The following is a 14410-nucleotide window of genomic DNA, read 5'->3' on the forward strand; positions in this document are numbered from 1 at the left end:
GTAATGCTGTTCAGTTAAGCGAATGTGGTCCTCTGTAGGAGCGAGCTCGCTCGCGATGGTCGTTAACGATAACGCGTATTAACTGGCTAAACGCGGCGCTCATGAGTCCATCGCGAGCAAGCTCGCTCCTGCATTTTCCAGCATTATCCCGTCAACCGAGTTTCTTGTTCACATCCACCAACAGTGTCTCGATCTCCTTGCGGCGCCCGGTGTCGGCGCTCTCGCGGCCAGGTCGAGGCGCAGCCAGCAAGGCTTTTTGCAGCGCTGCCCTGGCTTCGACATAACGCTTCTGACGGTAGAGGTGATCGCCCCAGAAGTACAGGCTGTCGATACCATAGGGGTTCATTTGCAATGCCAGCTTGAGTAACTGTTCGGCTTTGTCCGAATCGCCGAAACCGATGGGCCAACCCGGTACGCGGTCATAGAGTGCCCCCAGACTGGTATAGGCTGAACCTTGCAATGCCTTGGGGTCCAGTGTCAGGGCTTTTTCAAGGTCTGCCTTGGCATCCTTGACCTTGCTCAGCGCCCCAAGCCCTCCCTGGGCGCCCGCCCAGCTACTGGTGACAATGCCAGACCAGATCCAGGCCTCAGCCAGCGTTTGGCGTTCCAGCTTGAAGCTCGAAGCCTGGGCGGCCAGTTTTTCAAAAGCCGCGGTTCGTTGCCCTTCGGGCAACTCGTATTGAATATGCGCCCAGCTTTGCTGGATACCGTTGAGACGCTGCTGGTCGGCAGCATCCAGCGCCCAGACACTCTGGCTCAATGCGCCGAGCAGCAGGCAAGCGATGATCGTTTTCATGGTTCGAGATTCTCCTGGTCGGTTTTCTGGCTCAGGCGGCGGATCAGTGGCAATTGTTTGCGCAAGCCACGGTCCACCAGATGGGGCAGGAGGCTGTTCAGCCGTACAAAAAAACGCTCGGGCCAGCCCAGGTACAAGTCGCGACGTTCACCGGCAATGGCGTGAATCACTGCGGCCGCCACGGTTTGCGGATCATCGACATTGGTCTTGAGCGCATCGTTCAGTGCCTGGGCCGCCGGGCTGTTCATGCTGGTACGGGTTGCTCGCGGGGCAACGTAAAGCACACTGACCCGGGTGTCTGCCAGTTCCCGGCGCAAGGCTTCGGAGAACCCGCGCAGGGCGAACTTGGTGGCGCAGTAACTGGCGTAACCGGGGTAGCCAATGGAGCCATAGGTCGAACCGACGTTCACCACCATGGCACTGTCGGCTTGCTTGAGCAGTGGCAACATCAGTTTTGTCAGGCACATCGGCGCGCTGATGTTCACCGCGAGCATCGAATTGATCTCGCTGTCGTCCAGCTGTTCGAGCATGGCGAAATGATTGACCCCGGCGGCATTGATCAGCAGGTTGATACCGCCGATGCTCTGGGCCCGCGCCAGCACCTCGCGGCGGTCGGTGAGCAGCGTCAGGTCCGCACGGACCCAGCACAGGTTCCGGGGATAGAGCTCAAGCAGCGGCACCAAGGGTTCCCGATGTCGAGCCACGGCCAGCACCTGGGCACCACTGGCGCACAGTGCGGTGGCGATGGCCAGGCCGATGCCGCCGCTGGCACCGGTCAATACGACGCGAGCTTCAGACAGGCGCATGCAGGTTCTCCCCGTTACGCGGCAAGCCACGAAACATATCGGTGTAGAGCCGGTACACCACTTTGCAGGCATGGATGACGGCAGCCTGGTCGGCCGGGTCTTCAAGGCTGTTCATCAGTCGACGGTAGGTCTGCATATGTTCGATATCCAGCGAGCCGTGAGAGCTGAGGTAGCTGAAGGCGCTTTCCGGCAAGTCCAGGCGCTGGCGAATACTGCCGGCGGCGTGGGTGGCCAAGGCGATGCTCGTGCCTTCGAGCACATTGACCATGCCGAACAATCCCACCGGATTGTCCCTGGCGATCAGGTCGTAGAGGAAGCTGACCATCAACTCGATCGGCAATGACGGGCGCCCGTCGCGTACAGCGTCCCTGTCACCGCCGCAGGCTTGAATGTCATCGAGTACCCATTGTTCGTGGCCGTATTCGTCCTCGATGTATTCACATACCGCTTTGCGCAGCCATTCCAGACGCAATGGCAGGCGCGCACCGCAAGCCATCATCAACGGCACGGTATGGCGCACGTGGTAATAGGCCTGTGCCAGAAACGCCCGGTAACTTTCCAGGCTGACGTCGCCCAGCAGCGCATCACGAATGATCGGCAGGTTGAACAGTTCAATACGTTCTTGCTCAGTGGCTTGTTGCAGCCTGTCAAAAAAACTCATGGTGCGGATTCCTCGGAAAATGCAGATTCGCTCAGTTGCCCCCGGTAGCGCTCGACGATGGCATCACGGCGGGGCCGGCCATTGGCGGTGAGCATGCCGTTGGTGGCAGTGAAGGGTTGGTCGAGCCGGCTCCAGTGATGGACCTGGGCGTATTCGGGCAAAGCCTCATTGGCCTGAGCCACGGCGGCGGCCAGTTGTTCGTCAGTGCAGTCCGGGCGATGGGGCCAGAGCAGCGCATGGTTGCGGGGCATGGCCTCGCCATGGACGAAGGCCTGGGCGACAGGCCCGCGCTGGGTCAATTCGGCTTCCACCCATTCGGGGTTTACGTTGCGACCGAAACTGGTGACGAACTGATGTTTCTTGCGTCCCTTGAGGTAGAGAAAACCTTCGGCGTCGAACTCGCCGAGATCGCCGCTGGGCCACCATTGGGCGGTGTGCGGCGCCTCTCCCAGATAGCCCAGCAAGGTTGAACCCTTGATGAGCACCTCGCCGTCGTCCGCCAGGCGAATCTGCACATGGGGCAATGGCCGTCCGACACTGCCGGGACGCCGTGCTTGCGGGCGATTGAGGCACACCACCGACGCGCACTCGGACAGCCCGTAACCTTCATAGACGGGGATGCGCAGCCGTTGAGCGCGATTCAGTAGATCTTCGCTGACCCGGGCACCGCCCACGGCGGCAAAGCGCAGGTGCTGTGGATCGAAGGCCTGCAGCTCGGCAGCATTGACCAGCATCAGCAACAACTGCGGTACCAGAACCAGACTCTGGGGCGATCGGCTGGCCAGGCAACCCAACAATGTCGGCACATTCACACCACTGGCGCCCTCAATCCCCAGGGTTTTCTGGCCCGGCAGGCTCAAGGTGGCGCCGGCATACAATGCGGCGTAACAACCGATGTTCTCCAGCAAAATGGCCAGCGGGAGCAGCGCCAGGTGATGTTGCGGATCGGTGGGCTGGCTGGCCAGATGGAGCTCGCGAGCGACCCGCAGAATGCTGTCGCCACTCAAGCACACGCCCTTGGGTGTGCCTGTGGTGCCCGATGTGAAGGTCAACTTGGCGGTGCCTTCAGGCATCCGGTTCGGGCCACTGAAGGTGCGGTGCCAGAACTCGCCGCGCTTCTCATACCCGGTCGCTAGCAGTTCGTCGTCCAGTTGCGGCTCGGCAATGACGAGTTCGGCCTGGCTCTGCTCCAGGCAATGCTTGCGTTGCGCCGGACTGAAAAAAGGCGGCAAGGCCACGCAGGTCAAACCCTCGAACAACGCGGCCAGGTCCCAGAGCATGGCTTCGACGCCATTGTCCAGGGCCAGGGCGACCACCCTGACCTGTTCATCGCGCAGGCGCTGCTGGCGATAAATGACCTCGGCATACAGCGTGGCGTAGTCCACCTTCAGATGATCGCCCCACAAGGCAATGGCATTGGTTTTTTGCTCGGCATGATGACGCAGGGTCTGTTTGAAACGCTCCATTTCAGGCGACATGGCAAGACCCTTCAATAGAGGTTGGCAAGCCCAGGCGACTGAACAGGCCGATGTTGCGCAAGTGGATGAAACCGGAGCGGATATTGCCGAAATGAACCCACGGCTTGCTTTCGTAGTAACTGCCCCAGGCGTGGCGGTCCTCGCCCAGACGCGCCGGGTCGGCAGCACACAGCGTCACGGGCTTCAAGCCAAGGCGATGAAAGCTGTTGACCAGCCCCAGGTTCCCGGTGAAGGCGACCCATTCCAGCCCCCCCATGGCGAGCAGGTAGGTCATCGCGATGATGCTCATCCGTGCGCTGCCGGTGTCGCTGGCAGCCAGGTTGCCTACCTCGACAATGGCTGAGCGACTTACGGTATGGTCGGCCGCGGCACTGATCAGCGGATCGATCGCCTCGTCCAGGTAACCTTCCAGAAACAGCGGCCCGGCGCTCGCCAGACGTACCCCGACCACCGCACAAAGCGCGCCGGACGCATCGCTCATGCCAAACAGCTGCGGCATGAAATGGCGAATATCGGCACCGTGGGCCTTACGAAAACGTTGCTGGATAAAGGCTTCGAATGCGCTCCGTTGCGGGGCGTCCGGCAAGGCCTTGACGAGATACATCTGCTGCGCTTCGGCCAGGCCAAAGTGCAGCGGCAACTGAACGTTCCAGTTGAAATCGGACATTGAAAATCATCTCCCCCGGATCAATTGGGGGAGAAGTATCAAAGGCATTTCTTAACGAAGTCTGAAGCTGACAAAACAATAGTCGCCGCAGGCACCCGTACAAGGAATGTCGAACGACGCTGGAGTGCTACATTCCGCCGGGCTACAACGTGTAGGAAACACCAACCTGCACGGTTCTCGGCGCCCCTGGATAGGCGTACACGTTGCCGAATGCGCCCTCTTCATAATCTTCGTCCGTCAGGTTTTTCACATCCAGGTTGAGCCTGATCCTGTCGTTCACCTTGTAGTAGCTCAGCAGGTCCACCACGGTGTAGCTGCCCATCGAAAACGCCGTGTTGGCCGTTTGCCCTGCACGCTCATCGACGTACTTGAGCCCGGTGCCAAGCCCCAGTCCCTTGAGCGCGCCATCCTGGAATTCGTAGACATTGAGCAGGCTGAAGCTGTGCTGCGGGATGTTCATCAGCCGAGTCCCGGACTGAATGACATTGTCCTTGGTCACTTCGGCATCGACATAGGCGTAACCGCCGATCACCCGCCATTGCGGGGTCAGGTTGCCGGCAATATTCAGGTCCAAACCACGGCTGCGCACCTCGCCTGCCGCCACGCTGAAGGTCGAGTCCACAGGATCGGTGGTGAGTACGTTGCGCTTTTCGATCTGGTAGATCGCCGCGTCGACACTCAACTGACTGTCCAGCGCTTCCCACTTGATACCCAGCTCATAGGACTTGCCCTTTTCCGGTTCGAACCCACCGCCCTGGCGACTGGCGCCGGTATTGGGCTTGAACGAGCGCGCCGTGTCGGCATAGATCGCCACGGTGTCGGTGAGGTCATAGGTTACCCCGACACGCGGGGTCACCGCATTGTCGCTGGCCTCCCAGCTTCTGCCGCCGGGCACAAAAGTTTGGTAGTCATGCTCGAAGCGCTCGAAACGGGCCCCGGCCAGGACTCGCAAACGCTCGGTCAAGGCGACCTGATCCTGGACGAATGCCGCGTAGGTCTTGAGGTTTTCCTTGTCGTTGGTCGGGGTGCGGGTCAAGGCTGGACGCGGCTGGCCGTACACCGGGTTGAAGATATCGATCGGGTAGGCACTCACCGCGCCGCTCGAACGCTGGATGATCGACTGGTAGTCGTAATCCTCGTACTCGACGCCGGTCAGCAGGGTGTGATCGAAACCGCCCGCGGTGAAATGGCCGGTGAGGTTGAGCTGGGTGTCTTTGTCCGTCCACTCCAGCTTGCGGTAATTGAAGTTGCGGCCCAGGGTGCGTCCGTCCGCGGCCACGCCGTTGGCTTCGACCGCATTCCCCTCGAGGGTCCCGTCGAGCCATTGGAATCCGCCGCCCAACGTCCAGTTATCGCTCAGCAGATGCTCGAACCGCAGTTGCGCCATGTTGTTGTCGTTGTGCAATTTGCCAGCGTCTTTTTCGCCGAAGAAGGTATCGCGCGAGGCCGTGCCGATCTGGTTTGGAAAGCGCGTCAGGCCGCGATCGAGCGGGTGATTGTTGCGCATGAAGTCGCCTTCGAAAATCACCTTGGTGTCATCGGTGGCCTGCCAGGACAGCACCGGTGTCACGCCGTAACGTTCTGTTTGGACATGATCGCGGAAGGTATCTCCGCCCTCGCCCACCACATTCAGGCGATAGGCCAGGCGCCCCTCTTCGTCCAACGGGCCGGAGGCATCCAGCGTGCCGCGCTTCATGCCCTGGTCATCGAGTTGGCTGCCCAGGGTCACCGTGGGCACGGCCAGGGGTTGTTTGGAAATGACGTTGAAGGTACCGCCCGGATCGCCTCGGCCATAGAGCATGGTCGCCGGCCCTCGCAGCACTTCCAGTCGCTCGATGGTGTTGGCATCGGGCATGTTCGGATAGCCACGGTTGATCGGAAACCCGTTGCGATAGAACTCCCCGGTGGTAAAGCCGCGCACGGTAAAGGTGGTCAGGCCCTGGCCGCCGAAATTGTTGGCCCGCCCCACCCCGCCGGCGTAATCGAGGGCGTCCTGCAACCTTGTGGCACTGATGTCCTCCACAACATCCCGGGTCACCACACTGATGGACTGGGGCGTTTCGTGGATCGACGTGTCGGTGCGCGTGGCGCTGGCCGAACGCGTCGCGCGATACCCGTCCACGGGTCCCATGGCGGTTTCAAAGTCTGCTGTGCCAACGATGTCAGTCGCTTGCAACTCCAGACTGGATTTATCGGGAGTTGCTTGCTCCGCCCAAGAGGCAGCGGAGAATGCCTGAAGCACGCAAATAGACACCAGAGTACGACGCATCTAGGGAACCTTGTGAAAATAGCCAAATGGGGTGGCATACATGCCAACAAATCGCGGCGCATGGTATATCACGCCGTCATGCTTTGATACGTATTCTCATTTGTATTTTCTGAAGGTGACCTGCGTCATTTCAAATCGCCGCAGCCTCAAGCCCCGCCGGCCCCGCACACTTGCACCCGGTATTGGGGGATATACCCCGTCATTGGGGCATTCATCCTGGCTGACCCTGCGCAGCGTAAAGCCAGCAGATAATGGGGGCGTGGCGTAGAGCCACTAGTCGCTTCCTGTCAATTTTGGTGGGAAATTTGCATCGTTTTCATCCCGGCTCGGAGTCAAATGTTTTACCAGCCGGGACTGGAAGCAGTGGCTCGTAACCCAGGTACTGCCACGCTCCGAGGAACACGTCAGAGGTGTTTGCGATGAAACTAGATGCCGGAAGGCTCAAACCTAGTCCATTGTCCAAAACCAGGCTGGCGCTGAGTATCTCTGCTGCCGTGATCGTGTTTGGGCTGGGTTTGTCCCAGACCCGGGCAGCCCCCCTCGACAACACCGATCCACCGCCGCCCACCGACCCATCGGCGTTCACCAACCCGCCCGCCGACACCGATGCCGCATTGCGGGACTTGCTCAAGCCGCCTCTCGCAAACGTCGGGGCCTTCGACCTGCCTAATGGTGTGGTCGGTAACCGCCGGACCCCCTTGGTCGACAATGTGCTGCCACCCGATCTGCAGCCCAGCTTCAATATCCCCACCAACGGGAACGCCAGCCCGGTGTTCGGGGTTCAACCGTTCACCCAGAAGCTTGAACTGTTCGAGGAGTTCGGCTCGAACAAACTGGATGCGACCGACCCGCCATCACCCGTTCCGTTTCCGGTTCCGACGCTGGGACCCGCACCGGCGCAAGACCCGTTGAACGTGGCGCGAAGCGGCCCGTCGCCGGCGGAGCTGGATGCCTTTCTCAGGCAGCCGGCCTTGACGCCTTTCCCGACAGAGTTCTCCAATGTGTTGGACCGCAACCCCTGGAAGGCGCAGATCGAGCTTTTCCTCAATCGCCGGGTCGATTCGCCCGCAGAAGGCCGGCCACCGGGAAAAGGCTGGTCGCACCAGCGTTTCAATGAGTTTTTCCCGCGCGACGCCTTCAAGACTGTGCAAGCCGGCGCTCACGTCAACAGCGGCCTGCGTGATCGCATGCAACGGCATAACTACGCCGTGGGGGAATTTGCGCCAGGCGGGCTCTACCACAACACCAACGGCAACCCGAACAACGAGGGCACCACCAAGGGTATTCAAGTGCAGTTTCACGCCAACTTCCCTGTCCAGGACCATAATGCGTTGTGGACCTTCGACGGCACCTTTCCGCCCAAACTGCTTTTGGTACGCTATGGCCAGGCGATGCTGATGCGTCATTACGATGCCTTGCCCATTGACCCGTCCGCCAACCGGGGCTTTGGCCTGCACACCCTCACCACCCATGAACACAACGGCCACACGCCCGCGGAAAGCGACGGTTTTACCAACGCGTTCTTCTTCCCGGGCCAGTACTACGACTATCGCTGGCCGATCCAGTTGGCCGGTTACGACACCATCAACACCACCGCCGAGGACCCACGGGCAGCATTCCCGTGCGACCCCGGTGAAACCCTGTTCGTCAACGATGCAACGCCAGGCCTCAAGACGTGTAACAACGGCACCATCAAGATCCGTGGCGACTGGCGCGAAACCATGAGCAGCCACTGGTTCCACGACCACATGCTCGATTTCACCGCGCAGAATGTCTACAAGGGCAATGCGACGATGATGAACTACTACAGCGCCGTGGACCGTGGCAACGAGGCGGTTGACGACGGGGTCAATCTACGCTTGCCCAGCGGCTCTGGGCTGGGCTGGGGTAACCGCGACTATGACGTCAACCTGATGATCACCGACAAGGCCTGGGACCAGGCCGGTCAGTTGTGGTTCAACCCCTTCAACACCGACGGTTTTCTCGGTGACCAGGTGCTGACCAACTGGGAGTACAAGCCCTTCCTGGACGTACGCGCCCGCCGCTACCGTTTCCGCATTCTCAACGGATCGGTTTCTCGCTACTTCAAGCTGGCGGTGGTGCGTCAGGTCAATGGCAATGGTGGCGAGTTTCCAGGCCTGAACGGCTCCGGAGTTTCCTATGACCGGGTGCCGTTCCACATGATTGCCAACGACGGCAATATCATGGAGCACGCGGTGCCGTTCGATGGCAGCCTGGACCTCGATGGCGACGGTGACACACAGAACCACAACGCCATCCTGCCGATACAGGGCATTTCCGAACGCTATGACATCGTCATCGACTTCGCGAAAAATGGCATCAGCCCGGGCGACAGGATTTTCTTCGTCAACATCGAAGAACATCAAAACGGCAAGCGTCCCGAACGCGACATTCCATTGGCCGATGTCCTCTCCGGGAACTACCTGCCCGTTGTCAGGCAAACCAGCCAGGGGCCACAGTGGGTCAACGGTGATCCGGGCGTGGGCCTGTTCCTGCAACTGAACGTCCAGCCTTACACCGGCCAGGATGTCAGCATGAACCCGGTCGACTTCGAGCCCGCCAAGCCCGGCAAGCCCGAGGGCAAGGTCATGATCCCCCTGCCCTTGCACCGTGATGACCCCGCCGATATCGCCCGGCTTGCCCAGGCGCGGCACCGCACCTTTATCTTTGGCCGCTCCAACGGCACGGATTTTACACCCTGGACGATCAAGACCGATGGCGGCCAAGGCTTCAACATGGACCCGCGGCGGATTTCAGCCGCGCCGCAATTGGCCACTGGCCCGACACCGGCGGGGTTCAAGGGCGAAGGCACGCTGGAAGTCTGGAAGATCCAGAACGGCGGCAATGGCTGGAGTCACCCGGTGCATGTGCATTTCGAGGAAGGCATCATTCTCACTCGAGGTGGCAAACCACCGCCCGAATGGGAAAAAGGCGCGCGCAAGGATATCTACAATATAGGCCGCCATCCCGAGAGTCTCGACAATGTGGAAATAGCCTTACACATCCGTGAGTTTGCCGGTACCTACATGGAACACTGCCACAACACCCAGCATGAGGACACGGCGATGCTGCTGCGCTGGGACTCCGAGCACCCGGGCCAGATCCAATTGATGCCCACACCCTTGCCCAGCTGGGACGGCGTGAAATTCGTGAACTCGGTTGCGCTACCGACATTCCGTACGGGAGATGGTGTCGGGCCACAGGTCGGGGGTCAACGATAACCAGGAAGATAGCAGCGGTAGTGGCAGTGGAGACAAAGGCTAGCGTCGTCTGTCGAACGGCTGGTCATGTCGTCAGCAAACGCAAAGAACCGGCTGCATGATCGTTTCAATCCCATAGCCGACTGTCATCACGGTCGGCTATGGGGCGGTAGCTGCCCCTCGTCAGAGGCAGAAATCGGCCGATTCTGTTGAAAAAGTCGGATTTTCAGCTCGCCTGAACTCAGGCACGACCACCACCGGAGAACCTATTCACCACATTGAGTGGTTTTTCGGCCCTTCGTTGAGCTTTGCAGCTCGGTTAGTGGGTTAGTTTGAGGTTTTTTGCTTCGTGCAGGCGCACCTATCCCGTAGCAGGTGGCCCTTGAGAGGTAAATTTGGCCAGACGTCGCAGGTTCTGCACCGCGGCGGCCAGCGTGAACTCATCGGACGCGCCACTCATGCCACGTAGTCGCAAGCGATCCAGTTTCAGGATGCGCTTGAGGTGAGCAAACAACATTTCGACCTTCTTACGTTCGTGGCGAGAGCGCTGATACGCCGGCGTCGCCGCGATGCGTCGAGCCACATCACGAGCGGCTTCATGGACGCTGCGGACGATCTTGCGAATCGAAGTGTTCGGGCAGCACTTGGCTTTCATCGGACAGGCAACGCAGTCGGTCTGCCGGGATCGGAAGATGATGGTGTTGGCTTTGGTGATGTGCGAACGCTCGTTCTTGAAGGCTCGCCATTCGCTGCGCAATACGTTGCCGGCCGGGCAGCGGTATTCCTCAGCCTCTTCATTCCAGTGAAAATCGTTACTCGAAAAGCTGTCGTTCTTGCGCTCAGTTTTGTCCCACACTGGCACATGCGGTTCGATGTCTTTGTCCTCCACCATCCAGGCCAGCATCGGCGCTGTGCCGTAAGCGGTGTCGCCAATGAGGCGCTGTGGCTTGATGTCGAACTGCGCTTCGACCCGATCGATCATCGTCTTGGTGCTCTCGACTTCTGCGGTGCGATGAGCCGGTGTGGGTTCCACATCCATGATCACGCCGTGCTCGGTATCGATCAGATAATTCGTGGAGTAAGCGTAGAAAGCTGGGCCGCCTGGAGCCGCGGTCCAGCGAGCCTGAGGATCCGTCAGCGACAGGCGCTTCGGTAGCGTTTCGGCCAAAGCCTCTTCATCGAGGCCTTCAAGGTACTCACGCACGGTGCGGGTGCTCAGGGCCGGATCGCTCCAGTTGATCGGTTCATCACCCGGTACGCCGCGCTGCCGACTCGCATCCGCTTTGATGATGCTGGCGTCCACGGCAAAGCCTTCGCCTTTAACCAGGCCTGCGTCCATGCAGCGACGCAGCACTTCATTGAACAACCAGCGAAACAGCTCACTGTCCCGAAAGCGGCCGTGTCGATTTTTGGAAAAGGTCGAGTGGTTGGGGACTTCATCTTCAAGGCTCAACCGGCAGAACCAGCGATACGCCAGGTTCAAATGGGCCTCTTCGCACAACCGCCGCTCGGAGCGAATGCCGTAGCAATAGCCCACGATCAGCATGCGGATCATCAGTTCAGGGTCAATCGACGGACGCCCGATCGGGCTATAAAAATCGGCGAGGTAATGGCGCAGGTCGCTCAGATCGAGACACCGATCAATGCTGCGCAGAAGGTGATTGGCGGGAATGTGATCTTCAAGGTTGAACGAGTAAAACAGCCGCTCCTGCCCACTCGATAACTGTCCCATCATGCTGCGTGCTTCCCTGCTGGCCAATGCAGAGATTTTGCCGCAGGCCAGACAGGGGAGCTACTTTTTCAACAGAATCGGCCAATAGCTGACACTCCCGAAAGACCGTAAACGACTGCGCTCCTCTGCCACCTTGATGTACGACGCCTGTGTCTTGCGGGCATTTCCGTTCGAGGTCGCGATGCCGGCCGCCCTGTTTTACAGTCTATTTCGGGATGTATTTGGACAGGGTCGCCTTAAGCGCCTCGGAGGCAAGAGCAATCAGAATTGGCTCGGAACTCGACTGCATATATCTACCAATTACGGATTGCTGTTCTTTCACTTTTCCCGCGTATTTTGATGCGCGGCCTTCAGATACGAGTGAAGACAACTCTTCTTGAGAGAATGACTTTTCATAGGCTGCTGCAAGGTTCTCATCCCACTTAGGCTGATACTGCGGCAGCAATGCATTGATTTCACCGGACACGGCATTGCTTGCATCTGCACTTCCCAGCTTTGTGGCGATCATCGCGTAGGTGTTCGTTCTTTTCACTGCCAAAAGTGCAAGGGTAGAGAGGTTACTGCCGATCTGTGCCTGGGCAACGAATGTTCGAGCGTCCCTATGAGAGGGTGTTTCAGCAGACGCTGTATTTGAAAGCGCGATAAGCACTGTGAACACGATAGTGGCAGAAGAGATCCTTTTCATTTTCCAGTTCCACAGGAGGGAAATAAGCGTTTGATCAGCGTAGTTTCAACCCGGCGGTTGTGCCACTTGGCGACCACTGCTGCGGCAGGTGGTTTGAACACGGCGAGACTATGAATACCCTGGTTGAGGAAACTTGAATCACGCAGGCTTTTTAGGCATCACGACGGACTGCCTTTGGCCGTTTATTGCCTAGTGCCACCTGCCGCTATGGGTCGGTTTTAGCCCTTGGCGGCAGGTAAAAACCGGCCAGAAGCGGTCTCTGGACAGCTCATCTGGCAGTCAATAACACCTCTGCCTCCACGGAGTCCAAAACTCTCAAAATTTGCATCAAGGCTTCTCGGCGAGATGGGAGGCCTATGGTGGCAGCGATTGTTGAGCCGCAGGACTTACGTGTTGAGCACATGATGTCGGATGGCACGAGGCACCGCGACGCGGAAAGTCTTTTTCCGATATCCCTAGAAAACCCTGGTCGATTCTCGCTCCCTGGTCATATATGCCGTCCATGATGGCAAAGCCTTGGTTGGTACTATTTTGATCTAAGGATATCGGAGTATCGTATTCTGCATTAAACTGGTAATCAGTTGCGAAGTGCATCATGAGCTCCTTGAGGTTACTTTCTGGCGATGTATACCAAGGCAAAAACAATCATTTCCAACACAACCAGAGCAGCTAGTGTTTTATAAAAATAATTGAATGCTCTACCTACAGGTTTTCCTTTGGCCATCCTGTAATCAGCATAGGAGTGGGTCGCGAATGCTAATGCGGGTATAAAACCTAATAAGAACATCATAAAGTTAGACATTCGCTATACTCCGGCATCTTTCTTTAAAACTTTCGTTAGTGTACTTTTTGAGTTGGCTTAGGAAGTAGTCGATTACCTTGCGTTTGTCAGTCTTTACCTCCGCTCGAACACTCATTCCGGGTGAAAGAGGTAAATCCTGAGCACCTATTCGGATTTGGTGTTCCTTGAGTTCGATCCTCATACTATGGAGCGGGCCTCGTTTTTCATCCTCAATGGCATCGTCGGAGATGCTGATGACGGTGCCATGGACCACCCCGTACTTAGTGAAGGTGAAAGTCTCCACCTTGATCTCGACATCTTGACCGGGACGAACGAATCCGATGTCCTTGTTTTCTAGCATGGCCTCGACTTCCACGGGCTGATCGCTGGGGACTGTGACCATGAGGATCTAGGCCTCAGTAACCACACCGCCGTTGGTATGAACCACCAGTTGCTGCACTGTGCCATCCACTGGCGCTCATGCCAGTCCTGCTCCTCTGGGGGGAGATTCTGATCTGATCAACCCTATTCGCGTCGGCCAGCGCCTTGCTCAACTGTTACCCCGCACGAAACTACACGTTTTCCCTGGCGTCAATCATAGTCTGGGCTTTACTCACGCAGCCGAGGTGGCGGGATTGATCGAGAGACATCTGGCCTGCTGGTGAACGGAACACTTGTTGCCACCGCATCGGACTGATTGTTCAGCGCCGTGTGTTTCAAGACATCTCGGATAGCGGACAGACGACCGGAAGCATATTGCGCCTAACCTCGCCAGAAACTCTGCGCAAACCGCGTAGAGATGAAAAAATTTAAGCGTAGCTTAAAGTGTACGAACCAACATTGAGCCTATGACATGTGATTTCACATCTCGTTGACCACCTGCTACGCGGCGTTTTCTGCCGACTTTGACAGGCGAAAAACGGCCAAAAGCGGACGCGCTCGTCTTGGCCTTCTTTCACCCCATCGCAGACAGTGGTGAACGATAGAATTCGACAGAAATAAGCAAAAAAACTATTTATAGGTGAGGATCTGAACCGGCTGTGGACCGAGAGTCGCCAAACACGTTGGCCACCCGCTGTTCGCTTGCGTTCATTCCACCTGCCAGGATGATGGCAATGTGATATTTTCGCTGATTGATCACTGGGATATAGCACAAGGAAGGGGTGACATGGGGCTGGATGTCGATGAGGGAAGCTTCAAAAAGACGAGGAGCTTCTTGCTTTTTTTTTCGGGTTTGCTTGTGGCGGTCTGGTATTTTGATGCCAAAATGGAAAGCATTTCCCTACTCGGTAACGCTGTAAAGTTTGGCGATAA

General features: G+C 58.1%; 10 protein-coding genes and 1 pseudogene. 1 reads left to right on the forward strand and 10 read right to left on the reverse strand.

Features of this window, described 5'->3' with window-relative positions; all coding sequences use genetic code 11:
• Window positions 1-151: 151 nt before the first annotated feature.
• The 6 genes from ACM6J5_RS01415 to ACM6J5_RS01440 all read right to left on the reverse strand — a co-directional run bounded on the left by ACM6J5_RS01415 (window position 152) and on the right by ACM6J5_RS01440 (window position 6677).
• Window positions 152-796: a tetratricopeptide repeat protein gene (locus ACM6J5_RS01415; protein ID WP_414927633.1), complete on the reverse strand. Its 645-nt coding sequence runs from the start codon at window positions 794-796 to the stop codon at window positions 152-154.
• Window positions 793-1602 carry an SDR family oxidoreductase gene (locus ACM6J5_RS01420; RefSeq protein ID WP_095942108.1) on the reverse strand — a complete coding sequence of 270 codons (810 nt, stop codon included), beginning with the start codon at window positions 1600-1602 and terminating at the stop codon, window positions 793-795. The genes ACM6J5_RS01415 and ACM6J5_RS01420 overlap by 4 nt, the downstream gene beginning before the upstream one ends.
• Window positions 1589-2263, reverse strand: a complete 675-nt coding sequence (locus ACM6J5_RS01425; RefSeq protein ID WP_414927634.1) for a TenA family transcriptional regulator — start codon at window positions 2261-2263, stop codon at window positions 1589-1591. The genes ACM6J5_RS01420 and ACM6J5_RS01425 overlap by 14 nt, the downstream gene beginning before the upstream one ends.
• Window positions 2260-3741: an AMP-binding protein gene (locus ACM6J5_RS01430; protein WP_414927635.1), complete on the reverse strand. Its 1482-nt coding sequence runs from the start codon at window positions 3739-3741 to the stop codon at window positions 2260-2262. Before ACM6J5_RS01430 ends, ACM6J5_RS01425 begins: the two co-directional genes overlap by 4 nt.
• Window positions 3731-4408 carry a thermostable hemolysin gene (locus ACM6J5_RS01435; RefSeq protein WP_095942105.1) on the reverse strand — a complete coding sequence of 226 codons (678 nt, stop codon included), beginning with the start codon at window positions 4406-4408 and terminating at the stop codon, window positions 3731-3733. Before ACM6J5_RS01435 ends, ACM6J5_RS01430 begins: the two co-directional genes overlap by 11 nt.
• 142 nt (window positions 4409-4550) lie before the next feature.
• Window positions 4551-6677, reverse strand: a complete 2127-nt coding sequence (locus ACM6J5_RS01440) for a TonB-dependent siderophore receptor (protein ID WP_414927636.1) — start codon at window positions 6675-6677, stop codon at window positions 4551-4553.
• A 419-nt stretch (window positions 6678-7096) separates the two neighbouring features.
• On the opposite strand from ACM6J5_RS01440, the gene ACM6J5_RS01445 reads away from it, so the two are divergent.
• Window positions 7097-9919: a multicopper oxidase domain-containing protein gene (locus tag ACM6J5_RS01445; RefSeq protein ID WP_256588939.1), complete on the forward strand. Its 2823-nt coding sequence runs from the start codon at window positions 7097-7099 to the stop codon at window positions 9917-9919.
• 340 nt (window positions 9920-10259) lie between these two features.
• On the opposite strand, the gene ACM6J5_RS01450 is transcribed toward ACM6J5_RS01445, so the two are convergent.
• The 4 genes and pseudogenes from ACM6J5_RS01450 to ACM6J5_RS01465 form a co-directional block, all read right to left on the reverse strand.
• Window positions 10260-11633: a transposase gene (locus ACM6J5_RS01450; RefSeq protein WP_414927637.1), complete on the reverse strand. Its 1374-nt coding sequence runs from the start codon at window positions 11631-11633 to the stop codon at window positions 10260-10262.
• A gap of 202 nt (window positions 11634-11835) precedes the next feature.
• Window positions 11836-12315, reverse strand: a complete 480-nt coding sequence (locus ACM6J5_RS01455; protein WP_414927638.1) for a hypothetical protein — start codon at window positions 12313-12315, stop codon at window positions 11836-11838.
• Between the two features lie 610 nt (window positions 12316-12925).
• Window positions 12926-13117 (reverse strand): hypothetical protein, encoded by a 192-nt coding sequence (locus ACM6J5_RS01460; RefSeq protein WP_414927639.1) that lies wholly within the window; start codon window positions 13115-13117, stop codon window positions 12926-12928.
• A pseudogene (locus ACM6J5_RS01465) lies at window positions 13110-13574 on the reverse strand (HlyD family efflux transporter periplasmic adaptor subunit); the annotation flags it as partial. The gene ACM6J5_RS01460 and the pseudogene ACM6J5_RS01465, both read right to left, overlap by 8 nt.
• Between the last annotated feature and the right edge of the window lie 836 nt (window positions 13575-14410).

The sequence above is a fragment of the Pseudomonas sp. IT-P74 genome, assembly GCF_949768175.1.
GTDB lineage: Bacteria > Pseudomonadota > Gammaproteobacteria > Pseudomonadales > Pseudomonadaceae > Aquipseudomonas.

Excerpts from the sequence above, each read along its gene's own strand:
- ACM6J5_RS01425 (WP_414927634.1), bottom strand. The coding sequence starts at position 2,263 with ATGAGTTTTTTTGACAGGCTGCAACAAGCCACTGAGCAAGAACGTATT.
- ACM6J5_RS01455 (WP_414927638.1), bottom strand. The coding sequence starts at position 12,315 with ATGAAAAGGATCTCTTCTGCCACTATCGTGTTCACAGTGCTTATCGCG.
- ACM6J5_RS01430 (WP_414927635.1), bottom strand. The coding sequence starts at position 3,741 with ATGTCGCCTGAAATGGAGCGTTTCAAACAGACCCTGCGTCATCATGCC.
- ACM6J5_RS01435 (WP_095942105.1), bottom strand. The coding sequence starts at position 4,408 with ATGTCCGATTTCAACTGGAACGTTCAGTTGCCGCTGCACTTTGGCCTG.
- ACM6J5_RS01460 (WP_414927639.1), bottom strand. The coding sequence starts at position 13,117 with ATGTCTAACTTTATGATGTTCTTATTAGGTTTTATACCCGCATTAGCA.
- ACM6J5_RS01440 (WP_414927636.1), bottom strand. The coding sequence starts at position 6,677 with ATGCGTCGTACTCTGGTGTCTATTTGCGTGCTTCAGGCATTCTCCGCT.
- ACM6J5_RS01445 (WP_256588939.1), top strand. The coding sequence starts at position 7,097 with ATGAAACTAGATGCCGGAAGGCTCAAACCTAGTCCATTGTCCAAAACC.
- ACM6J5_RS01450 (WP_414927637.1), bottom strand. The coding sequence starts at position 11,633 with ATGATGGGACAGTTATCGAGTGGGCAGGAGCGGCTGTTTTACTCGTTC.
- ACM6J5_RS01415 (WP_414927633.1), bottom strand. The coding sequence starts at position 796 with ATGAAAACGATCATCGCTTGCCTGCTGCTCGGCGCATTGAGCCAGAGT.
- ACM6J5_RS01420 (WP_095942108.1), bottom strand. The coding sequence starts at position 1,602 with ATGCGCCTGTCTGAAGCTCGCGTCGTATTGACCGGTGCCAGCGGCGGC.